The organism is Candidatus Binatia bacterium, assembly GCA_036493895.1.
Lineage (GTDB): Bacteria > Desulfobacterota > Binatia > UBA1149 > CAITLU01 > DATNBU01.
Window position 1 is genome coordinate 106633 of the sequence record DASXOZ010000013.1, and the last position, 24497, is coordinate 131129.

Genomic DNA, 24497 nt, shown 5'->3' on the forward strand with positions numbered 1-24497 from the left:
GCGGACCGTACCGACCAACGGCAATGGTAGAGGCGCCCGTTCGGATTTTTCCAGCGATTCGCGCTCCAGAAGGGTCGCAATGCGCTCGCGACCTGCTGCAGCTCGCGATTCGGCAACGAACGCAGGATTCGGAGTTTTCGCGATTATAGGAAAATCGAGAGCGGTATTGCGCGCGCCGGGGCTCAGCGGTCCTTCGGCATTCCGAGCACGCGCTGCGCGATGATGCCGCGCTGGATTTCCGAGGTGCCGGCCGCGATCGTCCTCCCTCGCGAGTACAGCATGAGGTGAGGCCAGCGACCGTCGAGCGGAGCGTGCGGATCTCCGGGCGCAAGGTTGCCGTAAGGCCCCGTCATCGCGACGGCATCGACGAGCATGCGCTGGAACATCTCGCTCCAGAACAGCTTCTCCATCGACCCCTCGGGACCGGGAGCGCCGCCCCGTAGCTGGCGCGTCAGATGACGAAGCGCCGTAAGCCGCATTGCTTCGCTGTCGATCCACGCCTGGGCGATGCGCTGACGCTGCACCGGATCGCGCATCGGCGGATCGCCCAGCGCATTCCAGCGCTTCGCAAAGCGCACCAGGTCGGCCAGCGCGACCCTCGACTGGAGCTGGCGCTGGAAAGTCAGCGTCGCGCGCTCGTGCATCAGCAGCGCGACCGCCATGTCCCAGCCCTGGCCCTCCCGGCCGACGATGTTCTCGCGGGGGACGCGCACGTCCTCGAGGTATACTTCGTTGAATTCGCTGTCGCCGTTCATCTGCCGCAGCGGTCGCACCGTCACGCCGGGGACGCGCATGTCCATGATGAACATCGTGATCCCCTTGTGGCGGGGCACGCCGGGGTCGGTGCGCGCGAGCAGGATGCAGAAATCGGCATACTGGGCGTAGCTGGTCCAGACTTTCTGGCCGTTGATCACCCAAGCGTCGCCGTCGAGCACGGCGCGAGTCGCAAGCGAGGCCAGGTCGGAGCCGGCACCAGGCTCGCTGTAGCCCTGGCACCAGATCTCCTCGGCAGTGAGAATTTTGTGCAGGTAGCGCTTCTTCTGTTCTTCGGTGCCGTGGTCGATGAGCACCGGCCCGACCATGCTGAGCGCCAGCAGGTTGATCAGCTGCGGCGAGCCCGCGCGCGCCAGCTCTTCCTGGAAAATGATCTGCTCGATCAGGCCGGCGCTTCGTCCTCCGTACTGCTTCGGCCAGTGGATGCCGCACCAGCCCGCAGCGTGCAGCGTCGCCTGCCAGCGGCGCCCGTCGCGAACGACTTCGTCGAGACTGCGCGGACCTGTGCCGCCGAACGCGCCTTCGGCTTTCTTGCGATCGAGCCACGCGCGCAGCTCGGTGCGGAATTTCTCCTGATCGGGCGTGTACGAAAAGTCCATCAGCGCGCGCTCACGAGAACCTTGCGCACGCCGCGCCGCGCGGCCTCGGTGAATGCACTCTCGACGTCGCCCAGGTCGTAGCGCGCGTCGATGAGCGGCGCGACGTCGACACGGCCGTCGCAAAGCATCGCCAATGCCGGCTCGAACTGGCCGCAGCGCGACCCGATGATCGAGATCTCGTTGATGACCACGGGCGCCAGGTCGACCTCGTGGCGTCCCGATACTGTCGTCTTCAGCACCAGGCGCCCGCGTGGGCGCGTGCAGGCGATCGCCGCCTGCAGCGCGTCGGTGCTACCCGTCGCCTCGACGACCAGCGGGTAGTCCCCGCGGTCAGGTTTCGCATCGACGATGCGGATCCCGCGATCGCGCAACCATTTCGTGCTCGCGCCCTCGCGAGGGCGGCCGACCAGGTCGACGCGGAAGCCGTCGGCCGCAAGCACCTGCGCAACGATGCAGCCAAGTTTTCCCGCGCCGAGCACCAGCGCATCTTCCCTCGGTGTGTCGCCGACCTGTTCGAGAATCTCGCAGGCCGCACCGACGGGCTCGGCGAACACTGCCGTTTCGTCGGCGACCGAATCCGGCACCGCGAGAAGGTTCGCTTCGGGGATCCAGAACTCTTCGGCGAGCACGCCGTCGGCACCGAGGATGCCGAGCACGCGCCGCTGCGGGCAGTGACGCGCGATGCCGCGCGCGCACCAGGTGCAGGAGCCGCAGCCGAAATTGATGCCGCCGACGACGCGGCGTCCTTTCCATTTTCCCGACGTCGCCTCGCCGACGAACTCGTGGCCGAGCACGCCGCGAAAGCCCATGTAGCCGCGCGCGATCTCCAGGTCGGTGTTGCAGATGCCGGCAAGCACCGTGCGCACGCGCACGAGCGACGCAGCCTCGTGCGCCGCCGGCGCGGCAGTCCAGTCGCGTACCAGGCGCGGTCCGCCCTGCTGCATCACGAAGGCGAGCATCGCGGCGCCTTCTACCACCGGCCCGGCCGCCGGGCCAGTCGCGGCAAACCAGGTGCCGCCGCCGCTTGGACTGCAGCCGCTTTTCCGGTTTGATGCCGCGCCAGCCGCGGCCATCGCGGCGGCGTTCCTCGAGGATTGCACCTTGTCGACACTCGCCGCCGGCCCGGGCCCCACTTCGCACTGGTTCTACTCCCAGCGCCTGCGCCTGCACTACGTCGACTTCGGCGGCGACGGAAAACCGCTGTGCGTGCTCGTGCACGGCGGCCAGGACCACTGCCGCAACTGGGACTTCGTCGCTGCCACGCTGCTCGGCCGCTACCACGTGATCGCACCCGATCTGCGCGGCCACGGCGATTCGGCGTGGGCCGTCGGCTCCAACTACGGCATCTCCGAATACATCCTCGACCTCGCCCAGCTCCTGCGCCACGTCGGACAGACGCCGGTGACGCTGGTCGGGCACTCGCTCGGCGGAGCGATCGTGCTCCAGTACGCCGGCGTCTATCCGGAGCACGTGGTCGAGGTCTGCGCGATCGAAGGCATGGGTCCGCCGCCCGAGATGCTGCGCGGCCTGCAGGAGAAGCAGGTCGAGGACCGCATTCGCGATTACATCGCGGGAACGCAGGCACTTCCTGCTCGCAAGCAGCGCGAGTACGCGACGCTGCCGGCCGCCGAAGCGCGCATGCGCGAAGCCAATCCGCATCTGACTGAGCAAATGGCGCGCCACCTGACGCTTCACGGCGTCATGCGACTGGAAAACGGCAACTACGTCTGGAAGTTCGACAACTACGTGCGCGTGTGGGGACCGCACCGCTACGACTTCGAGGGAGTGCGGCGGCTGTGGAGCCTGGTGCGCTGCCCGGTGCTTCTCGTGCGCGGAGCGCAGAGCTGGGCGAGCAACCCCGTCTCCGACGGCCGGGCCGCCGAGTTCCGCGAATACACGTACGTCGAAGTCGAGAACGCCGGTCACTGGGTGCACCACGACCGTTTCGACGAATTCACCGGCCATCTGCACCGATTCCTCGGACTCGGCGCGTGATGCAAGGCGGAGCACGACGATGACCGAGCGCAAGGATCTGGTTTCCCTGCTGGCCCGCTTGTCGTACCGCAAAGGCACGTTCCGGCTGGCCTCCGGTCGCGAAAGCGATTTCTACGTCGACGTGAAGCAGGCCGTGATGCGCGCCGAAGGCGCGCTCGCGATCGGCGAGCACCTGTGCTCCCGGCTCCAGAAGCACCAGATCACGCTCGTCGGTGGAATGGCCGTCGGCGCAGTACCGCTGGTCAGCGTCGCACTGGCCGCCGCCGCGTCTCGCGGCTACGCCCTGGACGGCTTCTTCGTGCGCAAGGAGGCCAAGGACCACGGCACCGCGCAGAAGCTCGACGGTCGCTTCGACGCCCGAGCACGCATCGCACTGGTCGAGGACGTCGTGACCACCGGGGCGTCGACGCTCGCAGCCATCGACGCGGTCGAGGCGGCCGGGGGCAAAGTTGCGCTGATCATCACGGTCGTCGATCGCGAAGAGAACGACGGCGCCGTTGCGCTCGCCGCACGCGGGTGCATCGTCGAGAGCCTGGCAACGCGAAGCGAGATCGTCGCCGCCGCCTGAACATCGCGCGCGAGCCGTCGCCCGCACGTCGCCGTCGTGCACGATGTCGACGCATCACCGCCGGCGCGGACCCCCCTTGCGCCCATCTTTGCCGGAAAGTCTTTGCGGCCCGATTTCCGGGTGCTAGCGTGCGCAGCCGCAGCATCCGCGAGCCGCACTTTGCCTGCCCCCGCGCCTGGCCGCGCCCGTCCGATGAGGAATTCGACTGCCCCGGGACGTCCTCGCTTCGCCTATGCGCCACTTCGCCCGGCGGCTTGCCTCACCGCCGCCGAGCGGCACCCGCACCTCGCGCAGTTCTTCCGGAGCGACGAAGCGCTCCGGTTGCGGCTGGTCCTGCACGTGGCCGCCGGGCTGCGCGACGGCGAAAGCTGCGTCGTCATCGCAACCAGGCCTCACCTCGATGAGTTGGAGTCGGCCCTTCAGGTGCGCGGCATCGACACCGCCGTCGTGGCGCGGCGTCTTCAGCGCATCGACGTCGACGAGAAGCTGTGGAGCTCACGCACCGAGGCCCACCCCGATACCTCCCGGCTTCTTCGTACGGCCGAAGTCGCGATATTGCGGGCGCGACGGCAGGCGCCGGACGTGCAGGTCTTCGTCGAGGTGGTCCCCCGGCTATGGTCCGGCGCGAACCACGTCCATGCCATCGAGCTCGAAGACCGGTGGAGGAAGCTGCAGGAGCGCCTCGGCTTCTCCCTCTTGTGCGCCTATCCGTGGTCGCTTCCAGCCGACTCCATCGAGCGCGGTGACCTGCTCTTTCGCGTGAGCAAGGTACGCGCCATGCACCCGGCGCAGATCCCCAACGAGACCCTTGCCGCGCTCGACTCGCCCGTCCCCCGGCGGCTCGACCGGCCTCACAAGAAGCGCGGACATTCGCTGAGGCTGGCGGACGAGTTTCTCTCGACGATCAGCCACGAGCTTCGCACGCCGCTCACGACGATCATCGGCTGGTCGCACATGCTGCACCACGAGCGCCTCGACGAGGAGACCACCGCGAGCGCACTCGAGGCCATCGAAAGGGCAGCGACGACCGAGGCCCAGCTCATCGAGAACATCCTCGATGTTTCGCGCCTCGTAGCCGGCCGCCTCCGCCTCGTAAGCGCGCCGGTGGACGTCGTCACTGTCATCCGCTCTGCCTGCGAAGCCGCACGGCAGTCCGCGCATGAAAAAGGTATCCGGCTGACGATCGAGCGCCGGCTGCCGGAGGCAGCCGGCTCGGCGATCGACGGCGACGCCGACCGCCTGCGGCAGGTGTTCTGGAACCTCGTGATGAACGCGGTCAAGTTCACGCCGCACGGCGGCCGTGTCGACGTCGGAATCGACCGGGAACCGGAGCGGATTCGGGTCGAAGTGCGCGACAGCGGCGAGGGCATCGAACCGGCGTTTCTTCCGCACGTGTTCTCCGGCTTCCGCCAGGCCGACGGCAGCAGCAGGCGCCGCCACGGCGGGCTCGGCCTCGGGCTGACGCTCGTTCGCCACCTGGTCGAGCTTCACGGCGGGACGGTCGAAGCCGCAAGCGACGGGCGCGGGCGCGGCGCGACGTTCGCCGTCGAGCTGCCGCTTCGTGCGACCGACGCAAGGCCGACCGGCGACGCGGGCGCACTTGCGAACGGCCTCGTCGAGGCGCCCGAGCCGGAAGATCTCCACGGCGTGCGCGTGCTCGTCGTCGACGACGACCGCGACAGGCTCGAAGGCCTGCGGACGATGCTCGACGAGAGCAAGGCCTCCGTCGAGATCGCCGCGTCGGCTGGGGATGCGTTCGAGGCGCTCGCGAATTTCGCGCCGGACGTTCTCGTTTGCGATGTCGAGATGCCTGCGAACGATGGAACGTCCTTCATCGCGACGCTTCGTGAGAGCGAACGCGACGCGGCGCCGCGAGTCCCGGTGATCGCCGTTACCGGCGTGGCACGTGTCGAAGAGCGGCGCCGCACACTCGATGCCGGATTCCAGATGTTCGTTCCGAAGCCTGTCGAGCCTACCGAGCTGGTCGCGACCATCGCGAGCCTGTCGCCGCGACATCCGCCGCGACGCGAACCGGCACGGCAACCGGGCTTTTCGCGCAAGGGCGACGATTCGCTTCGCGCAAAAACGCGCGGTGGCCCCACGACGCGAGCCGACAACGCCAGGCCCATGAAGCGCCTCGAGCGATGAGAGATGTTTACAGAGTCGCCGCCGCGACTGCGACGAGCGCGAGAAGCACGTAGATTCCGCTGACGGCGGGGCTTGCGACCGTTCCGGTCAGCGCCCCGATCTTCTCGCTGCGCGACAGCCCGTCGAAAGGATTGGCCGGGGTTTTCCACGTCGCGAGCTCGGCCTCGCCGGCGCCGGGAAGAGCATCGAGCCACGCGCGTACCTGGAGGCGGCGCCGCTTATATATGTCGCCGTAGTAGGCGTAGAGCACGTCCACCGACCACAGCGCGATCACCGTCAGCACGACGACAGGAAGGGGGCGTCCCCAAGCCAGCACCCACGCCAGCACCGCCACGAGTTTGGTGACGGTCGTCATGACGATCTCTTTCTCGACGAAAGACGAAAGGGAGCGGTGCTCGTCGAGCAGGCACTCCTTCTTGTACTCGCGCAGCCAGTCTCCGCTCACGACGTCTCTCCTCGTTCGTGATCGCTAACGGCTCCATCGCCGGCGTTCAGACAAAGACGGGAGGCCCGTTCTTGCGGGACCTTCCATTCAAAAAAGGGAGGCCCGTCTCCGGGCCTCCCGGGTCGTTTCCAACCTCCGCCGTCCCGCGTGCTGGCGGCGAAGTTTCTCGTTCAGTGAATCTTGCCCTGCAGGAAGAACGCGATCACCAGGCAGTAGATCGCGATCGACTCGATCAGCGCCAGGCCGATGATCATCGGCGTCTGGAGGCGATCGACGGAATTGGGGTTGCGGCCGATCGACTCCATCGCCGAGGCGACGGCGCGGCCCTGACCCATGCCGCAGCCAAGGGCGCCGAGGCCCATTGCCAGGCCGGCGCCGACACCGATCAGGCCGAGCTCGCCAGTGGCGCCGCCGTCGGCAGCCATCGCTGCCGGGGCGCCGGCCAGCGCGGCCAGCATGACGCCGGCAAACATCGTCACGAACATCGTAACTTTCTTCATTGCGTTTCCCTCTCGAAATCGCGCCGCCTTGTTTTCCGCCATCGCAACCCCTCTATCCTCTTCCGCCTCGTGGCGAACGGCGCGGTCCTGTTTCGCTGCGTCTCAGTGGGCGGCGACCGCCTCCGCAGGGCCGTGGGCGTGGCCGTGCGCGTCGTCGTGCTCGCCTTCTTCATGATGGGCGTGGCCCATCGACAGCGACACGTAGACGATGCTGAGCAGCGTGAAGACGAAAGCCTGGATCAGCGACACGAAAGCGCCGAGGAAGTAGAAAATCACGGGGATGATGAGTTTGGTCAGGTCCGTGAAGATCTCGAGCACCATGTGGTCGCCGGTCATGTTGCCGAAAAGACGCATGCCGAGGGACAGCGGACGCACGAGGTTGTCGATGATCTCCAGCGGGATCATCAGCCACGCAAGCCACCACACCGGCCCGATGAAGTGCTTCGCGTAGTTCGCAAAGCCCTGGGTGCGGATTCCGATCCCGATGAAGCAGAGGAACGACGCGATGCCGAGCGCGAACGTGATGTTGAAGTTGCTGGTGGCCGGAACGAAGCCGGGGACCAGTCCCATCAGGTTGTTGACGAGGATGAACAGGAAGAAGGTCCCGAACAGCGCGATGTAAGGGCGACCGCGCTCGGCGAGCACGCCGGCGACCATCGATTCGATCGCCGTCACCAGGAGCTCGGCGACGTTGCGGCACGTCAGGCCTTCGTCGGGCACCAGGTGCGTGCCGTTGGCACGAGCCTGCTCGAGCTGGGATGTCGCGCGCCACGCGAACCACAGGATCAGCAGGGTCGCCAGCAGCGCGTGGAAGGTGTGGGATGGAAGCTGATTGATGCCCGGGATCAGGGCGTGCCAGGTAATGGGCTCGTGTTCCATTGCGTTTCCTGCGTCCGTCCCTGCGTCCGTCCCGAAGTCGGTGCGCCGCGGCGCGCTCAACCGCGGATGTTCGCCTCGCCGGCTTCGTCGCCGCCTTCGCGGCTGGGCTCACCGAGAAGCAGCGCTTCGAGCACGACCGCCACGACGAGAGTGGCAGTGCCGGCAAGAAAAGACGCTGCGTCGATCGGCAATCGTCCGAATGCGACGGCCAGCAGGGCAAGCAGGATCAGGAACTTGATCGTGACGACCTGCGACAGCCGCGGGCCGGTCGCGTCGGCCGTCATAAGGCGGGAAACCACGATACGAATCAAATGAAGATTGGCGATGCTTACCGCGCCGCCGAACAGGACGCTCGCTGCATCGCCAATGCCGATAAGAGCGCAAAGCGCCGCTAATGCGACGGAGGTGGCGGCGGTGGTTCGGGCGATGCTCGGGACGCGGACCTGGCGCGTCATCACTGCTCGTCCGCGGAGCCGTCACGATGCTCCGCCGCCTCGCGGCTGCTGACCAGTATCAGGCGCCAGACCGCGGCCGCGAAGGCGCCGAGACCGAGACCGAGCGTTGCCCACGGCGAGCTGCCGAGCTTGCCGTCGATCCAGTAGCCGGCGATGACGCCGGCTGCGACTGGCCAGCCGAAATTCCACGAGATCGCCAGCAGTTGGAGCTGCAGGGGCTGGTCGTTGTCGCGGCCTGCCACAGCTGCCTCAATCGCTCGCGCGAAGCGCGCGGTCGATGGCCGAGATCGTGACGTCCAGGTCGGCGCGAGAGTGCGCGAGCGAAACGAACCACGCTTCGAACTGCGACGGCGGAATCCAGACGCCCTCGTCGACGAGGGCGCGAAAAAAACGACCGAAGCGTTCGGTGTCGCACGAGGCGGCTTCGTCGAAATTTCGCACCGCCGCGGGGCCGAAGAACAGCGTCAGCATCGAGCCGGCGCGCTGCACGCAGCCAGGCCTCGTGCCCATCACGCCGCGCAGCCCGGCCGCAAGGTACGCGGAGGCCTCGTCGAGCCGCCGGTACGGCCTTTCGCCTTCGAGCAGGTCGAGCGTCGCCATGCCGGCGGCAACGGCCAGGGGATTGCCGGACAGAGTACCGGCCTGGTAGACGGGACCAGCGGGGCTCACCTGCTGCATCAGGTCACGGCGTCCGCCGTACGCCGCCAGCGGAAGTCCCCCGCCGATGATCTTGCCGAGCGTCGTAAGGTCGGGCCTCACCGACGTCACGCTCTGGTAACCGGCAGGGCCGAGGCGCAGCCCGGTCATCACTTCGTCGAAGATCAGCAGCGCGCCGCAACTGCTCGTGATCTCGCGAAGACCTTCGAGGAACCCCGTCTGGGGAGGTACCACGCCCATGTTGCCGGCAACGGGCTCGACGATGACGGCAGCGACGTCACGGTCGCAGACGGCGCGGACCGATTCGAGGTCGTTGAAGCGCGCTACGCGAGTGAGATCCACCACACTTTTCGGAACGCCCGGACTGTCGGGAACTCCGTGCGTCATCGCACCGGATCCGGCGCGCACCAGCAGGCTGTCAGTGTGGCCGTGGTAGCAGCCTGCGAACTTGACGATCGCGTCGCGGCCCGTGGCTGCACGGGCCAGCCGCAGCGCACTCATCGTCGCCTCGGTGCCGCTGGTGACGGCACGCACGCTGTCGATAGATTCGAATCGCGCACAGATGCGCTCGGCGAATTCGACTTCGAGCGCAGTGGCTGCGCCGAAACTCGTTCCGCGGCGCGCGGTTTCGGTGATCGCCGCAATGACCGGCGGCGGTGCGTGGCCCGCGACCATCGGTCCCCACGAGCCGATGTAGTCGATGTATTCTCGACCCTCGACGTCACGAATGCGACTGCCGCTCGCCGATGCAACGAAGCGCGGAGCACCACCGACGGACGACCACGCGCGCACCGGAGAGTTGACTCCACCGGGGATTGCGAGTCGCGCGCGACAGAACAACGCTTCCGAAGTTTGCTTGTGCTGCGTCATCTCGCGTCGTGCACCTTCGTCGGCGGGAGGACTGCGATGCAGCGGGCGCTGCGTGAACTCGCGTTATCTCGCGACGTTAGAAAATAGTGAAACGAAATCCTTGCAACGCGCTACTCGAAACACTACACAGCGCGCGTCGCCACACGGCGCAGATGGATTCGAGCGAACCACGTCGAGGCCATTTCGGCTTCGATGCTGGGTGGCCGGCGGAACTGAAACGACGAGTCGACAACTGGCCCTGTGTATTGTCCACAGGGGTGGACAAAGCTGTTGGCAACTAGCGGGGTCGCGTTTGGTCGTTGCTACTCGAACTCAGCTCGAAGACCTTTGGAATCGGGCAGTTAGCGCGCTCCGGCAACGCCTGGAGCGCGACGAGTTCGACAACTGGATCCTCCCGCTGGTTCCGCTGGCCCTGACGAGCGAAACTCTCGAGATTTCGGTTCCGAACAAGCTGTTCGCGTCGTGGCTCGAGGAGAACTACCTCGATTTGCTGACATCGGCGTGGATGGAAGCCCACGGCGAAGAAACCTGCTTCACGTTCACGTGGAGCGGTACCGGGCTTCAGGGCGAGCTGTTCCACGAATACGAGGCCGATCGCGCCAAGCGGTTGCCCCCGCGTCGCGCCGCCAATCCGAGCGGTCTCATCGAGCGCTACGATTTCGAGAACTTCATCGTCGGTCCGAGCAACCAGTTCGCGCGGGCCGCAGCGATGGCCGTCGCCCAGCAGCCCGGCACCCTGTACAATCCGTTCTTCCTGTACGGAGGCGTGGGTCTGGGAAAAACCCACCTCGCCAACGCCATCGGCCACGCCCTGTTGCGCAGCGAGCCCGAAGCGCGAGTCCTGTTTCTCTCGGCCGATACGCTGACCAACCAGCTGATCGAGGCGATCGCGCGCAACAAGGCGGCGGCGCTGAAGAATCGCCTTCGCCGCGTCGACGTGCTGATCGTCGACGACGTCCAGTTCCTGGCCGGGCGCGAACGAACGCAGGAAGAATTCTTCCACATCTTCAACGCGCTGTACGAGAACGGGCGCCAGATCGTGCTGACCAGCGACAAGTTTCCGAGTGAAATCCCCGGCGTCGAAGAGCGGCTGTGCAACCGTTTCGGCTGGGGTCTGGTCGCCGACATCCAGATCCCGGACATGGAGACGCGCGTGGCGATCCTCGATCGCAAGGCGCTGGCCGAAGGCGTCGAGATCAGCCTCGATGTCGCTTCACTGATCGCCCGCTCCGTCGACTCGAACATCCGCGACCTCGAAGGCGCGCTGACGCGCATCAGCGCTCACGCTTCCCTGTCCGGCCGCACCATCGACCGCGCGCTGGCCGAGGAGGTGCTCGGCAAGGGGCGCAGCGGCGACGGCCCGACGGCGGTGATCAGCCTCGACGAGGTCGAGAAGGAGGTCGCGAGTCATTTCGGCCTTCGTATCGCGGACTTGCGCGCCCGCCGCCGCACCAAGAAGATCGCCGAAGCACGCCAGGTCGCGATGTACCTGATGCGACAGAAAGCCGGCGCTTCCTACCCGGTGATCGGAGCGCACCTCGGCGGCCGCGACCATTCGACGGTCATCCACGCGTGCCAGCAGGTCGAGCGCCGCCGCAAGGAAGACTCGCGAATGCGCCTGGTGCTGGAAGCCGTTTCCCGCCGCTTCGGCGCACACTGAGCGCGGCGTTTTCGCCATGTGGACAAGCCCTGCGTCCGGTCGTGCGCAACGCTCTGCAGGAAAGACTTCACAAGCGTCACAGCAAGGGCTATGCACCTGCCCGCGCACCGAGAGCACAGGCCTTCCTGCAGAAATTTCCCCCGCAACGTCGGGGGCTTCTGCCACCTGTCCACGGATTTCGCCGGCCCTAATAACAACAAGAATACTAAATCCATTATTGGAAGGCTGCCAGAAGCGAGCGATCCAGCCATGAACATCACCGTCGGAAGCGAAGATTTCCTTCGAATCCTTGGGCGAACCCAAGGCGTGGTGGACCGCCGTCATTCCATGGCCATCCTGACGAATCTCGTCATCGAGGCCGGTACCGGCGAGATCTCCATCGTCGCTACCGATCTCGAAGTCAGCCTGCGCCAGGCGCTCGCTGCCAAAGTCGGCGAAGCCGGTCACGTCGCGCTGTCGGCGCGCAAGCTGTTCGAGATCGTTCGCGAGTCGAAGTCCGAGGAAGTCACCGTGCGCAGCCTCGACAGCCACTGGGTCGGGGTATCCTACGGCCGCTCGAATTTCCGATTGATGGGAATCGATGCGTCCGAGCACCCGGGAATGCCGACTCCCGGAGCGGCTGCCGAGGTCAACGCGGCGTTCGAGCTGGAAGCCGAGGAGCTCGCCGAGATCATCGAGAAAACGCTGTTCGCGGTTTCCCATGACGACACGCGCTCGAACCTTGCCGGCGTGCACCTGGACAGCGGATCGAAGAAAGGCGCGATCCGGCTGGTCGCGACCGACGGTCACCGCCTGGCCGTCGTCGACCGCAAGGTGAAGGGAACTTCGCCGAAGCAGGGAGTGATCCTTCCGCGCAAGGGCCTGTCCGAAGTCGTCAAGGTGCTGCCGGAGGTCACCGGCACGGTGGCCGTGCGCATCGTCGGCAACGAGGCAGTCATCGATCTTCCGGGACTCACGCTGAGCATGAGGCTCGTCGAAGGCACGTTCCCGGACTACAAGCAGGTGGTGCCCAAGGAGAGCGGGAACGCACTGCAGGTCGACCGTGACGCGCTGCTGGCCACTGTCCGGCGCGTCTCGCTGCTGTCGAACGAGAAGGCCCGCGGCATTCGCCTCGGCCTCAGCCCTGGCCGTCTCGAGATCAGCGCGAACAATCCGGACATCGGCGAGGCCAGCGAAGACCTCGAAGTCGAATACGCCGGAGCGGACCTCGAGATCGGCTTCAACGCCCGCTATATCCTCGAGGTTCTGCAGGTGCTGCCCGAGAACTCCAAAGTAGAAATCGGGCTCGGGGACCACCTCAGCCCGGGTGTCATCAAGGGCTCCGATCCGGGCTATTCCTACGTTGTCATGCCGATGCGGATATGACTTCCGGCGTGCGCAGCCAGGCGCGCGCCGTGGAGTTGTAACCCCTCGATAATACGGCAAAAATCGCCGACTATCCCGCGTCTTCTCAACTTTACTTTCCGGCACGTGCCTGATAGTCGTCGCAGGTTGTTCCCGCCGCCTCTGCGCCCCCATGGAAACATTGGCGCCGGGCGCGCTCCGGCAACCCCAGGCGGTCCAAGATGACGAAGCAGCAGCCACCGCAACCGCCCAAGAATCCGGGCTCCGGCGACTACGGCGCGGACTCGATCAAGGTCCTCGAAGGGCTCGAGGCGGTGCGCAAGCGTCCCGGCATGTACATCGGCGACACCGGCACGCGCGGGCTGCATCACCTGGTGTTCGAGGTCGTCGACAACTCGATCGACGAGGCGCTGGCGGGGCACTGCGACGCGATCGAAGTCGAGATCCACGTCGATAACAGCGTCACCGTCGTCGACAACGGGCGCGGCATTCCGGTCGAGATTCATTCCACCGAGGGAGTCTCGGCCGCCGAGGTCGTGCTGACCAAGCTGCACGCCGGCGGCAAGTTCGACAAGAAGTCGTACACGGTCTCGGGCGGCCTGCATGGCGTCGGCGTCTCGGTCGTCAACGCGCTGTCGATGTGGCTCGACGTCGAGATTCGCCGCGACGGCAAAGTCTACCGCCAGCATTACGACATCGGCGTGCCCAGCAAGCCCCTGGCCGAAACCGGCACCACGTCCCACCGCGGCACGACGGTGCACTTCCTGCCGAACGCCGACATCTTCGAGACCGCCGATTTCAGCTTCGACGTGCTCGCGAGCCGCCTTCGCGAGCTTGCATTTCTCAACCGCGGTGTTCGCATCTCGCTCGAGGACGAGCGCGACGGCGGCGGAAAAAAGCAGGAATTCTATTACGAGGGCGGCATCGTCTCGTTCGTCGATCACCTGAGCCAGAAGAAGCAGCCGATCCACAACAAGGTCGTCTATCTTTCGGGCAAGAAGTCCGGCATCGAGATCGAGATCGCGATGCAGTGGAACTCCGGCTACGCCGAAAACGTCTACACCTTCGCGAACAACATCAACACGGTCGAGGGTGGCACCCACCTGTCGGGATTCCGCTCGGCGTTGACGCGCACGATCAACAACTACGGCACCGCGAACAATCTCATCAAGAAGGCCGAGGAAGCCGTCGAAGGCGACGACTGCCGCGAAGGCCTCACGGCCGTGCTCTCGGTCAAGGTTCCCGAGCCGCAGTTCGAAGGGCAGACCAAGACCAAGCTCGGCAACAGCGAGGTCAAGGGCCTCGTCGAGGCGCTCGTCAACGAAAGCCTCGGCACCTACTTCGAGGAACACCCGGCCGATGCGCGCCGCATCGTCACCAAGGCGCTCGACGCGGCCCGGGCGCGCATTGCCGCGCGCAAGGCCCGCGACCTGACGCGCCGCAAGGGCGCGCTCGACAACCTGTCGCTGCCCGGCAAGCTCGCCGACTGCCAGGAGCGCGACGCCAGCCGTAGCGAGCTGTACATCGTCGAAGGCGACTCTGCCGGCGGCTCGGCCAAGCAGGGCCGCGACCGCCGCTTCCAGGCGATCCTGCCGCTGCGCGGAAAGATCCTGAACGTGTGGCGTGCGCGCTTCGACCGAACCGTCTCGTCCGAAGAGATCCGCGTGCTGATCACCGCGCTCGGCATGGGCATCACCGATGGCGACGGCGAGAAGAGTCTCGAGAAGCTGCGCTACCACACGATCATCATCATGACGGATGCCGACGTCGACGGGTCCCACATCCGCACACTGTTGCTTACGTTCTTCTACCGCCATTTCCGCGAGCTCGTCGAGAACGGCCACATCTACATCGCGCAGCCACCGCTGTTCCGCTTCAAGCGCGGCAAGCAGGAGCGCTACCTCAAGGACGAGGCGGCGCTGGCCGCATACCTCGTGGACCTCGGCGTCGAGGACGTGAAGGTGAAGTCGAAGGGCGCGCAGCGAAGCGTCGCCGGCGACCAGCTGAAGAAGGTGCTGAAGGAACTGGCCGAGATCGACCGGCTGGTCGAGCTCCTGGAGAAGAAGCGCAAGAACCGCAACGTTGTGAGCGCCGCCGCGGCCTGTACCGACCTGACGGCCGAGATCCTCGGGGAACCCGACAAGCTCCGCGAGATCCTGGACAAGCTCTGCGAGGACATCGCCGCGCAGCACCCAGACCTTGCACCGTTGCGCGCCGACGTCCTGCAGGATGCGGAGCACAGCTGCCAGAAGCTCTCGATCTCCTGCCGCCTGAACGGCGGGAACTTCCGTACGGAGATCGACCGCGGCTTCCTCGATTCTCCGGAGTTCGGACGGCTGCGCCGCCTGCTGACGAGCATCTCCGGCATCGGCCATGCGCCGTATGTCGTAAACTTCGGCAAGACCGAGCAGGAAGTCGCCACGCTCGGTGAGCTCCATGCGACGATCATGGCTAACGCGCGCAAGGGCACCGACATCCAGCGCTACAAGGGCCTCGGCGAGATGAATCCCGAACAGCTCTGGGCGACGACGATGGACCCCGAGGCGCGGACGCTGCTGCAGGTGCGGGTGGACGACGCGATCGCTGCCGAGGACGTGTTCGACCGCCTGATGGGTGACGAAGTCGAAGGACGGCGCAGCTTCATCGAGTCCAACGCCCTCAATGTCCGCAACCTCGATATCTGACCCATAGCGAACGCCGAGATGCCACCAGTCGGAAAGAACCCGCCGGTTCCCGTCGATATCGAGAACGAGATGCGTACGTCCTACCTGGACTACGCAATGAGCGTCATCGTCGGGCGCGCGCTGCCCGATGCGCGCGACGGGCTGAAGCCCGTCCACCGCCGCGTGCTCTTCGCCATGCAGGAGCTCGGCAATCAGTGGAACAAGGCGCCGAAGAAATCGGCGCGCGTCGTCGGCGACGTCATCGGCAAATACCACCCGCACGGCGACTCGGCCGTCTACGACACGATCGTTCGCATGGCCCAGGAATGGTCGATGCGCTATCCGCTGGTCGACGGCCAGGGCAACTTCGGCTCCATCGACGGCGACTCGGCGGCAGCGATGCGTTACACCGAGGTCCGGCTCGCACGCATCGCGAGCGAGCTGCTCGCGGACATCGACAAGGAAACCGTCCCGTTCATTCCGAACTACGACGAGTCCACCATCGAGCCGGCGGTGATGCCCGGCCGCACCCCCAACCTGCTGATCAACGGCTCGACCGGCATCGCCGTCGGAATGGCGACGAACATCCCGCCGCACAACCTGAACGAGATCTGCGACGCGCTGCTCGCGCTGCTGGCCGATCCCGAGCTCAAGATTGAAAAGCTGATGCGCATCGTCACCGGCCCGGACTTCCCGACCGGAGGAATCATCTACGGTCGCCAGCCCGTCATCGATGCATACAAGACCGGCCGCGGCGTGCTGACCGTACGTGCGCAGGCGATCACCGAAACGGAAGAGCGCACCGGCAAGACGAAAATCGTCGTCACCGAAATCCCGTACCAGCTCAGCAAGAAGCGCCTGATCGAGAAGATCGCCGAGCTCGTCAACGACAAGAAGCTCGACGGGATCTCCGACCTGCGCGACGAATCGGACCGCGACGGAATGCGCATCGTCATCGAGCTGAAGCGCGACGCGATCCCGCTGGTCGTGCTCAACAACCTGTACAAGTACACCCCGATGCAGGATTCCTTCGGGATCATCCTGCTCGCGCTGATTGGCGGCCGGCCGCGCCTGGCGACCCTCAAGGAGCTGCTCGAGGAGTTCGTCGCGCACCGCATGGACATGGTCACGCGCGCGACCGCGTTCGACCTGCGCAAGGCTGAGGCCCGGCTGCACCTGCTCGATGGCCTCAAGATCGCGCTCGATAATCTGGACGCCGTGATCAAGCTGATCCGCGCCGCCAAGGACGCGCCCGCCGCCAAGGAACAGCTGATGGCGAGGTTCGGCCTGAGCGAGATCCAGTCCCAGGCAATCCTCGACATGCGCCTGCAGCGCCTGACCGGCCTCGAACGTGACAAGATCCTGGAGGAGCACGCGGAGACCGTCAAGACGATCGAGCGCCTGCGCGCGATCCTCTCGGACGAGGGCGAGATCCGCAAGATCATCGCTGAGGAGCTGCGCGAGCTGAAGAAACAGTACGGCGACGAGCGCCGCACGCAGATCGTGGACGCCTCCGGTGAAATCACGATCGAGGACATGATCGTCGAGGAAGAGATGGTCGTGACCGTCTCGCACGAGGGCTACATCAAGCGCAATGCCGTGACGCTGTACCGGCAGCAGCGCCGCGGCGGCCGCGGCAAGATCGGCGCGACGACGAAGGACGAGGACTTCATCGCGCAGATGTTCACCGCCTCCACGCACGATTACATCCTGTTCTTTACCAATCGCGGGCGCGTGTACTGGAAGAAGGTGCACGAGGTGCCGCAGGCGGGCCGGGCCGCGCGCGGCAAGGCGATCGTCAACCTGCTGCAGCTGTCCCAGGGTGAGAAGCTGTCGGCGTTCCTCTCGGTGCGCGAGTTTCGCGAGGACGCGTTCGTGCTGTTCGCGACCGCGCGCGGCATCGTCAAGAAGACGCCGCTGCTCGAATACTCCAGGCCACGCTCGAGCGGCATCATTGCGATCAATCTGGCCGACGACGACGAGTTGATCGCGGTGCGCCTGACGGCCGGTCACGACCAGGTCGCGCTCGCCACCCGCAGCGGCCAGCTCGTGCGCTTCAACGAAGGCGAGGTGCGCGCGATGGGCCGCAGCGCCGGCGGCGTGCGCGGCTGCAACGTCGATAGCGACGACCGCGTCGTTGCGATGGAAATCGTACGGCCCGGTGCGACGCTCCTGACGGTATCGGCCAACGGGCTCGGCAAGCGCAGCCCGATCGACGACTACCGCCTCACGCGCCGCGGCAGCGCGGGAGTGCGGACGATGAACGTCACCGCAAAGACCGGCCTCGTCGTCGGCGTGCTGCAGATCGTCAGCAACGAAGACGAAGTGATGCTGGTCACGAACGAAGGCAAGATGATCCGCATCGCGATGGAGAACGTGCGGGTGATGAGCCGCAACACCCAGGGCGTCACGCTGGTTCGCCTGGCGCAGGAGACGGGCGAGCACGTCGTCTCCGTGGCTCCGGTCGTCGAGAAGGAAGTCGCGGGAGACGAGGAATAGCGCCGATGACGACGAACGTCGCCGTCATCGGTGCCGGAAGCTGGGGCACTGCGCTCGCGAGCCTGCTCGCAGGCAAGGGCTACAGCGCGCGGCTGTGGTCGCGCGGCGCCGAAGTCTGCCACGGCATCAACGAGCACCACGAAAACCGCGTGTACCTGCCGGGCGTCGCGCTTCCGCCATCGTTGCGGGCAACGACCGATCTTTCCGAGGCACTGGACGGGGCCGAGCTCGTCGTGGCCGTCGTGCCGTCTCACGCGATGCGCGGCACCATGGAGAAGGCCGCGCGGGTGATACGCCCCGATGCGCTCGTCGTCTCGGCGAGCAAGGGCATCGAGGACGACTCGCTGCTGACGATGCACGGCGTGATCGCCGACGCGATCGGCTCCGAAAAACGCGTAGGTGCCCTTTCGGGCCCGAGCTTCGCGGTCGAAGTTGCCGGCGGCCAGCCCGCCGTCGTCGTCGCCGCCGCGACAACCGAAGAGACGGCCGAACGAGTCCAGCACTTCTTCCACGCGCCGATGCTTCGCGTCTACCGCAGCACCGACATGGTCGGCGTCGAGCTCGGCGGCGTCGTCAAGAACGTCATGGCCATCGCGACCGGCGTCTCCGACGGCCTCGGCTACGGTCTCAACGCGCGCGCCGCGACGATCACGCGCGGCCTCGCCGAGATCATGCGACTTGCGATCTCGATGGGCGGCCGGCCGGAAACCCTGTCGGGCCTGGCCGGCATCGGCGACCTCGTGCTCACGTGCACCGGTGACCTCTCGCGCAATCGACAGGTGGGGCTGCGCCTCGGCCGCGGAGAGACGATCGAGTCGATTCTCGGCGGCATGCGCATGGTTGCCGAGGGGGTGCGCAACACGAAGTCGGTGCGCGACCTGGCAAGACGCCAGAACGTCGAGATGCCGATCGTCGAGTGCGCTTACAAGGTCCTCTACGAAGGGATGTCGCCGGGGCAGGCCCTCGAGGAGCTCTTCGGCCGCAGCCTCAAGCCCGAATTCCCCTGAAGTTGCGGGCCGCTGCAGCGCGGGCGCCCGTTCGGAAGCAACCCCGCCTGTGCGTTGACAATTTTCCCGTGCGCTGACAAAAGCTCCCGCTTGCGGTTCAAAGGACCGCGCGCCCGCAAAGGGTGTAGCGCCGAGGATCGGTTACCGTGAAAAGAACGTACCAGCCCAGCAATCTGCGGCGTCGTCGCCGTCATGGCTTTCGAGCGCGCATGGCCACACCGGGTGGGCGGCTGGTGCTCAAGAGGCGTCGCGCCAAGGGGCGCAAGCGACTGACCGTCGTAACGCCGCCGAAACCGGGACGCCGGTAGCACGGACCTTCGGCTGACACGGGCGCGTCGCGTCCGGTCGCGCAGGGATTTCCTTCGAATCCAGCGGGGCCGGCGTGGCAAAGCGAGCCGGCATTTCCTGGTGCTCCAGGGCCCCGGACCGACCATAGAGACGCGCCTCGGAATCACGGCGAGTCGCAAGGTCGGAGGCTCTGTCGAGCGGAATCGGGCGAAGCGGCTCGTGAGAGAATTTTTTCGACTGCATCGTGCAAAGTTGCAGCCAGGCTCCGACATCGTTGTGATCGTGAGAGCCGGTGCGGGCAAATTGAGCTTCGGGCATGCGGAATCGGAGTTGGGCAGCATTCTCTTCGGGAACGCCCCGGGCCGGGTCGAACAGTGAACCCCCCGGCGCGATCATCGCAGAGTTGACCAGGCTGCTCGCGGCTTTCCTGCTGGGCGTGATCGCCCTCTATCAACGGTGGATCTCCCCGTTGCTGGGTCCTCGCTGCCGCTTCCATCCGACCTGCTCGAGCTACGCCGCCGAATCGATCGTCCGTCATGGACCGATTCGCGGCAGCGCGCGCGCTCTTGGCCGTTTGGCCCGTTGCCATCCCCTCTGTGATGGCGGCTTCGATCCGGTTCCCTAGGCATTGCCCGGGGAGCACTGACGAGACCAGGAACCTGCTGCAGCCGCTGGAGGCGGCAGCGTGGAAAGTAGACTGGCTCTGGCCCTTGCCCTGTCACTCGGCATCCTTGTCGGGTTCCAGGTGCTGTTCCCTCCCAAGCCCCAGCCGGCGAGCGCGCCTGCTGCTGCGCCGGCTACGGCCGCTGCACCGGCATCTGGTGCCGCGGCGCCTGCCGCGCCCGGCGGCGTACCCGCCGCGTCGGCAGACGTGGCGGCAGCCGCCGCGGCGGCTCCCGGCGATCCCGGCCCCGTCGTCGACGTCACGAGCGACCTGTTCCACGCGCGCTTCCAGTCTCGCGGGGGACGCCTGGTCGGCTTCGACCTGGCGAAGTACAAGAACGATCCGGCGCCCGGTGACGGGCCGTACGACCTGATCCGCCAGATCGGCATCGCTCCGCTCGGCGTGCTGTGGCGCGCCGAAAACGGAAACGTCGTCGACGATCGCGCGATCCTTTACGACATCACCGCGACTGCGCCGCAGGTCCGCCCAGGTCTTCCCGTCACCGTGACGATGCGCGGCCAGACGCCAACGGGAGCGACGATCACCAAGACGGTGCTGATCTCGCCGACGTCCTACGTGATGGACTTCAAGGTGACGGCCGAGGGACTACCCGCGACTGCGCTCGGTGTGGGCTGGTCCCGCCAGCTCCACCCGCACAAGGCGCGCGCCGACGTCGAGGGTGCAGTCGGCTACTTCGACGGCAAGCTGCACAGCTTCGATGCCTCGGTGCTCAAGGACACGCAGGCCGTCGAAGGCAAGGCGTCGTGGGCCGGCTATGCCGAGCACTACTTCCTGGCGGCGTACATCCCCGATGGTCCCCAGCCGCTGAAGCTGGTCGCGTCGGCCTCCGACGGCTCGGGTCACGCAGCGCTGTGGACCGACGCTCCGACCACCAGCGTGCACTACGGGATCTATCTCGGTCCCAAGAGCCCGGGCGACCTCGAGCAGGCGGGCAACGACCTGGTGCAGGCGATCGACCTCGGCTGGTTCTGGTTCATCGCCAAGCCGCTGCTGGTCGCGCTTCGCGCGATCCATGCGATCGTCGGCAACTACGGCTGGGCCATCATCCTTCTGACTGTCGCGGTGCGGATGATGTTCTACCCGATCAACAAGAAGCAGATCGAGGCGATGAAGGGGATGCAGCGCATCCAGCCCGAGGTCAAGAAGATCCAGGAGCGCTACCAGGACGACCGCGGGAAGATGAACGAAGAGATGATGGAGCTGTACCGGCGGCACAAGGTGAACCCGCTGGCCGGCTGCCTGCCGATGCTCGTGCAGCTTCCCGTCTTCATCGGTCTCTACAATGTGCTCCTTCAGTCGATCGACCTGCGCCACGCGCCGTTCATCGGCTGGATGCACGATCTTTCGCAGCCGGACCGGCTCGGCACGATCTCGGTGCCCTTCGTCGAGCCGGCCGGGATTCCCGTGATGACGCTCCTCATGGGCGCCAGCATGATTCTCCAGCAAAAAATGACACCCAGCACGGCTGACCCCGCGCAACAGCGAATGATGATGGTCATGCCCGTCGTGTTCACGGTGATGTTCGTGAACTTTCCGGCAGGCCTGGTGCTGTACTGGCTGTCGAACAACCTCCTGTCGATCGCGCAGCAATGGCTGTCGAATCGCCAGAGCAGGTAGCGGTAGGAAACGGACCATGGCCACCAGCATTGAAGCCCAGGGACACACCGTCGACGAAGCGATCCAGATCGCGCTGAACCAGCTCGGCGTCAGCCGCGACAAGGTCGAGATCGACATCCTGCATCATCCGCGGCGAGGCCTTCTCGGCATCGGCGCACGCCGCGCCAAGGTTCGCGCGACGATCCGCGCCAGCGTCATGCTGGACGGCGAAGAGTTCGACATGTCGGGCGGAGAGTCGCTCGACGAAAAGCCGCGGCGACGAAGGCGCCGCGGCGGTCGCAATCGCGGGCGCGGAGACGACAGGCCCGAAGGTGGCCCGGAAGCTCCGCGGCCGGCGCGCGAGCAGAGCAGGGGGCAAGCGCCTCGCGCGGATGCGGGGGGCCCTCACGCAGATACGGCAGGTCAGCGCGCGGATGCGGCCGGCCCTCGTACGGATGCCGAAGGCCGTCGCAGCGAAGGCGACCAGTCGCGCGGACGCGGCGAGTCGGGCCGGGGTCGCGACGACCGGCGTGGATCGCGCGGAGGGCGCCAGGAAAGACGCGGCGAGCGCGGCCCGGAGAACAGGGAAAACAGGGACAACCGCGGGCAGCAGCCGGCTCGCAGCCCGGGCGGCACGGAGCAGCGCGACGCGCGTCAGGACCAGCCGCGCGATCAGCGCGGCCAGAAGCAGCCGGGGCGCGAAGGCGAGCGTCGCGAAAACGACAGGCGTGATCGAGGCCGCGATCGTCAGGGCCGCGGCCGCGGCGAAGGCGATGCGACAAGCGCGCCAAGACGGAACGAAGAGCGACCGACCGAAGCGAGCGAAGAGACCACCGCGCATCCGGAGCAGGCGTATGCCGAAAACCGCCGCGCCCACGCCGTCGAAGAAGCGCCGCCGGACGCCGAGGCCCTCGAGGCAATCCGCGCTCGCGCCGAGCAGGCTGTGCGCGAGCTGCTCTCGAAGATGGGATTCGCCGCCGAAGTCACCTCCAGCGTCGACGTGGAGGCGGCGGAGGCCATCGTTTCCGTGCGCTCCGAGAGCGAAGGGCTGCTCATCGGGCGCCGCGGCCAGACCCTCGACTCCCTCGAGCACATCGTCAACCGCATGGTGCTGCGCGGCGACGCGTACGTCGAAGGCCGCATCCTTCTCGATATAGGCGACTATCGCGGCCGCCGCCGTGCGAGCCTCGAAGAGCTTGCCGGGCGCCTGCGGGCGCGAGCCGTCGGCGAGCATCGCACGGTGCAGGTCAGCCCGATGAGCCCCCGGGACCGCAAGTTTTTCGCCGAAGTTTTCGCAAATGACGAGGCCGTGGAGATTCGCGCCCTCGGGGCGGGTTTCTACCGCCGCGTCATCGTCGCGCCGGCTGGCAGCGGTGCCGCGGCAGTGGCTGCGGTCCACCCAGGCGACGACGTGGACGCCGACGGCGGTAGCGACGACTTGAGCGGCGCCGAAGCCGACAGCTGAGCGGCGGCGCCGCGGGACCGATGTACCGCGCCGATACCATCGTGGCCTGCGCGACGCCGGCCGGGCGCGGTGCGATTTCCATCGTCCGCTGGAGCGGGCCCGATGCCCTCGCGATCGCGTCGCGCGTGTTCGTAGCCGACAGCGGCGACGGATCATTCGAGCCGTGGCATTTCCGTCTCGGGCGGGTCCTCGACTCCGAAGGCGCAGCGATCGACGAAGGGCTCGCCGTCTATTTTCCGGCTGGCCGCTCTTTCACTGGCGAGGATGTGGTCGAGCTGCACACGCACGGCTCGCCGATCATCGTCGAGCGCCTCGTCGCGAGCGTCATCGCGAGCGGAGGCCGCGCAGCCGAGCGCGGCGAGTTCAGCCGCCGCGCCGTGCTCAACGGTCGCCTCGACCTGCTCCAGGCCGAAGCGATCGCCGACCTGATCGACGCGAAGATGGCCGCCGGCGCACGCGCCGCGTGGCAGCAGCTCCAGGGAGCGCTGTCACGCGAGACGGGCGCAATGCGTGCCGAGCTGGCCGGTTTGCTCGCGGAAATCGAAGCGGACGTCGATTTCACCGACGACGAGCTGCCGCACTGGGATCTCGATCGCCGACGGGAGAGCATCGCGGCGGTGCTCGCGTCGATCGATGAGTTGCTTGACGGTTTCGCTGCAGGTCGCCGCCAGCGCGAGGGCCTGCGCATCGTCGTCGCCGGCCGCCCGAACGCAGGCAAATCCAGCCTCGTCAATCGCCTGCTCGGCAGCGAGCGCATGATCGTCTCCGAGGAGGCGGGAACCACTCGCGACAGCGTCGAGGAAAGCGTCGATCTCGCCGGCATCGGATTCGTGCTGACCGACACTGCCGGGCTTCGTGAGGAAGGCGGTAAAGCCGAACAGGAGGCCGTCGCCAGGGCACGCCGCTGTATCGAAGAAGCCGATCTTCGCGTGCTCGTCGTCGACGCGGCGGTGCCCGCGACCGGTGCGGACGAAGCCCTGTGGTCCGCGGTGATCGCCAGCGGAGAGACGATCGTCGTCTTGAACAAGATCGATGCCGGCGAGCACTTTGCGCCGGCGCTGCGAGGTCGCCTGGCAGCTTCTTCGCCGGTGGTCATGACGAGCGCGATCACCGGGGAGGGCTGCGCCGCCCTGGCCGCAACGCTCGCCGCGTGCGCACGCACGAAGCTGGAGTCGGAGCCGGTGGCGATCAGCCGGGTTCGGCACCGCGCGGCGCTCGAGCGCTGCGCTGCGCCGCTTCGGCGGGCTGCCGTGCTCGCGACGGACGAGCGGGCAGTGGAGTTGGTGGCCGTCGAGCTTCGGTCGGCGCTGACCGAGCTGGCGCAGATCAGCTCCCCGGTCGGCAACGAAGAGGTTCTCGACCTGATTTTTTCCGAGTTCTGTATAGGAAAATGAGCGGAG

The 24497-nt window shown here is 66.6% G+C and carries 21 protein-coding genes; 13 read left to right on the top strand and 8 right to left on the bottom strand.

Annotated elements, in window-relative coordinates; genetic code table 11:
* Nucleotides 1-182: 182 nt before the first annotated feature.
* Both VGK20_02485 and VGK20_02490 read right to left on the bottom strand, forming a co-directional pair.
* Nucleotides 183-1373 (bottom strand): acyl-CoA dehydrogenase family protein, encoded by a 1191-nt coding sequence (locus VGK20_02485; GenBank protein ID HEY2772901.1) that lies wholly within the window; start codon nucleotides 1371-1373, stop codon nucleotides 183-185.
* Nucleotides 1373-2350: an alcohol dehydrogenase catalytic domain-containing protein gene (locus VGK20_02490; protein ID HEY2772902.1), complete on the bottom strand. Its 978-nt coding sequence runs from the start codon at nucleotides 2348-2350 to the stop codon at nucleotides 1373-1375. The genes VGK20_02485 and VGK20_02490 overlap by 1 nt, the downstream gene beginning before the upstream one ends.
* A gap of 124 nt (nucleotides 2351-2474) precedes the next feature.
* Here VGK20_02490 and VGK20_02495 point away from each other — a divergent pair, with 124 nt between their 5' ends.
* The 3 genes from VGK20_02495 (at nucleotide 2475) to VGK20_02505 (ending at nucleotide 6084) form a co-directional block, all read left to right on the top strand.
* Entirely contained in the window at nucleotides 2475-3368 is an 894-nt protein-coding gene (locus VGK20_02495) for an alpha/beta hydrolase (GenBank protein HEY2772903.1), read from the top strand.
* A 19-nt stretch (nucleotides 3369-3387) separates the two neighbouring features.
* On the top strand, nucleotides 3388-3936 hold the full coding sequence (gene pyrE, locus VGK20_02500; protein ID HEY2772904.1) for an orotate phosphoribosyltransferase: 549 nt from the start codon (nucleotides 3388-3390) through the stop codon (nucleotides 3934-3936).
* A 192-nt stretch (nucleotides 3937-4128) separates the two neighbouring features.
* Nucleotides 4129-6084, top strand: a complete 1956-nt coding sequence (locus VGK20_02505; GenBank protein ID HEY2772905.1) for an ATP-binding protein — start codon at nucleotides 4129-4131, stop codon at nucleotides 6082-6084.
* Nucleotides 6085-6091: 7 nt separating this feature from the next.
* On the opposite strand, the gene VGK20_02510 is transcribed toward VGK20_02505, so the two are convergent.
* The 6 genes from VGK20_02510 to hemL form a co-directional block, all read right to left on the bottom strand.
* On the bottom strand, nucleotides 6092-6529 hold the full coding sequence (locus tag VGK20_02510; protein ID HEY2772906.1) for a hypothetical protein: 438 nt from the start codon (nucleotides 6527-6529) through the stop codon (nucleotides 6092-6094).
* A gap of 170 nt (nucleotides 6530-6699) precedes the next feature.
* On the bottom strand, nucleotides 6700-7029 hold the full coding sequence (gene atpE / locus VGK20_02515; protein HEY2772907.1) for an ATP synthase F0 subunit C: 330 nt from the start codon (nucleotides 7027-7029) through the stop codon (nucleotides 6700-6702).
* Nucleotides 7030-7131: 102 nt separating this feature from the next.
* The gene (gene atpB, locus VGK20_02520; protein HEY2772908.1) at nucleotides 7132-7908 is read right to left on the bottom strand and encodes a F0F1 ATP synthase subunit A; all 777 of its coding nucleotides are present in this window, start codon (nucleotides 7906-7908) and stop codon (nucleotides 7132-7134) included.
* A gap of 56 nt (nucleotides 7909-7964) precedes the next feature.
* The gene (locus VGK20_02525; GenBank protein HEY2772909.1) at nucleotides 7965-8363 is read right to left on the bottom strand and encodes a hypothetical protein; all 399 of its coding nucleotides are present in this window, start codon (nucleotides 8361-8363) and stop codon (nucleotides 7965-7967) included.
* A complete protein-coding gene (locus VGK20_02530; protein HEY2772910.1) occupies nucleotides 8363-8605 on the bottom strand; it encodes an AtpZ/AtpI family protein in 243 nt (80 codons plus the stop codon). Before VGK20_02530 ends, VGK20_02525 begins: the two co-directional genes overlap by 1 nt.
* Nucleotides 8606-8612: 7 nt before the next feature.
* Nucleotides 8613-9890 (bottom strand): glutamate-1-semialdehyde 2,1-aminomutase, encoded by a 1278-nt coding sequence (gene hemL, locus VGK20_02535; GenBank protein HEY2772911.1) that lies wholly within the window; start codon nucleotides 9888-9890, stop codon nucleotides 8613-8615.
* A gap of 292 nt (nucleotides 9891-10182) precedes the next feature.
* Between hemL and dnaA the strand changes: the two genes are divergently transcribed.
* From dnaA to mnmE, 10 genes are all read left to right on the top strand, one after another.
* Nucleotides 10183-11550, top strand: a complete 1368-nt coding sequence (gene dnaA, locus VGK20_02540) for a chromosomal replication initiator protein DnaA (protein HEY2772912.1) — start codon at nucleotides 10183-10185, stop codon at nucleotides 11548-11550.
* A gap of 249 nt (nucleotides 11551-11799) precedes the next feature.
* Nucleotides 11800-12915 (top strand): DNA polymerase III subunit beta, encoded by a 1116-nt coding sequence (gene dnaN / locus VGK20_02545; protein HEY2772913.1) that lies wholly within the window; start codon nucleotides 11800-11802, stop codon nucleotides 12913-12915.
* A gap of 200 nt (nucleotides 12916-13115) precedes the next feature.
* Complete coding sequence (gene gyrB / locus VGK20_02550; protein ID HEY2772914.1) at nucleotides 13116-15578, top strand: DNA topoisomerase (ATP-hydrolyzing) subunit B; 2463 nt, start codon at nucleotides 13116-13118, stop codon at nucleotides 15576-15578.
* 18 nt (nucleotides 15579-15596) lie between these two features.
* Nucleotides 15597-18056 (top strand): DNA gyrase subunit A, encoded by a 2460-nt coding sequence (gene gyrA, locus VGK20_02555; protein HEY2772915.1) that lies wholly within the window; start codon nucleotides 15597-15599, stop codon nucleotides 18054-18056.
* A gap of 5 nt (nucleotides 18057-18061) precedes the next feature.
* Nucleotides 18062-19063, top strand: coding sequence for an NAD(P)H-dependent glycerol-3-phosphate dehydrogenase (locus tag VGK20_02560; protein ID HEY2772916.1), 1002 nt, complete (start codon nucleotides 18062-18064; stop codon nucleotides 19061-19063).
* A gap of 146 nt (nucleotides 19064-19209) precedes the next feature.
* Nucleotides 19210-19371 carry a 50S ribosomal protein L34 gene (gene rpmH, locus VGK20_02565; GenBank protein ID HEY2772917.1) on the top strand — a complete coding sequence of 54 codons (162 nt, stop codon included), beginning with the start codon at nucleotides 19210-19212 and terminating at the stop codon, nucleotides 19369-19371.
* A gap of 371 nt (nucleotides 19372-19742) precedes the next feature.
* Entirely contained in the window at nucleotides 19743-19976 is a 234-nt protein-coding gene (yidD, locus tag VGK20_02570; GenBank protein ID HEY2772918.1) for a membrane protein insertion efficiency factor YidD, read from the top strand.
* Nucleotides 19977-20036: 60 nt separating this feature from the next.
* Nucleotides 20037-21653, top strand: coding sequence for a membrane protein insertase YidC (yidC, locus tag VGK20_02575; protein HEY2772919.1), 1617 nt, complete (start codon nucleotides 20037-20039; stop codon nucleotides 21651-21653).
* Between the two features lie 16 nt (nucleotides 21654-21669).
* On the top strand, nucleotides 21670-23097 hold the full coding sequence (gene jag, locus VGK20_02580) for an RNA-binding cell elongation regulator Jag/EloR (GenBank protein ID HEY2772920.1): 1428 nt from the start codon (nucleotides 21670-21672) through the stop codon (nucleotides 23095-23097).
* 20 nt (nucleotides 23098-23117) lie between these two features.
* Entirely contained in the window at nucleotides 23118-24491 is a 1374-nt protein-coding gene (mnmE, locus tag VGK20_02585) for a tRNA uridine-5-carboxymethylaminomethyl(34) synthesis GTPase MnmE (protein ID HEY2772921.1), read from the top strand.
* Nucleotides 24492-24497: the final 6 nt, after the last annotated feature.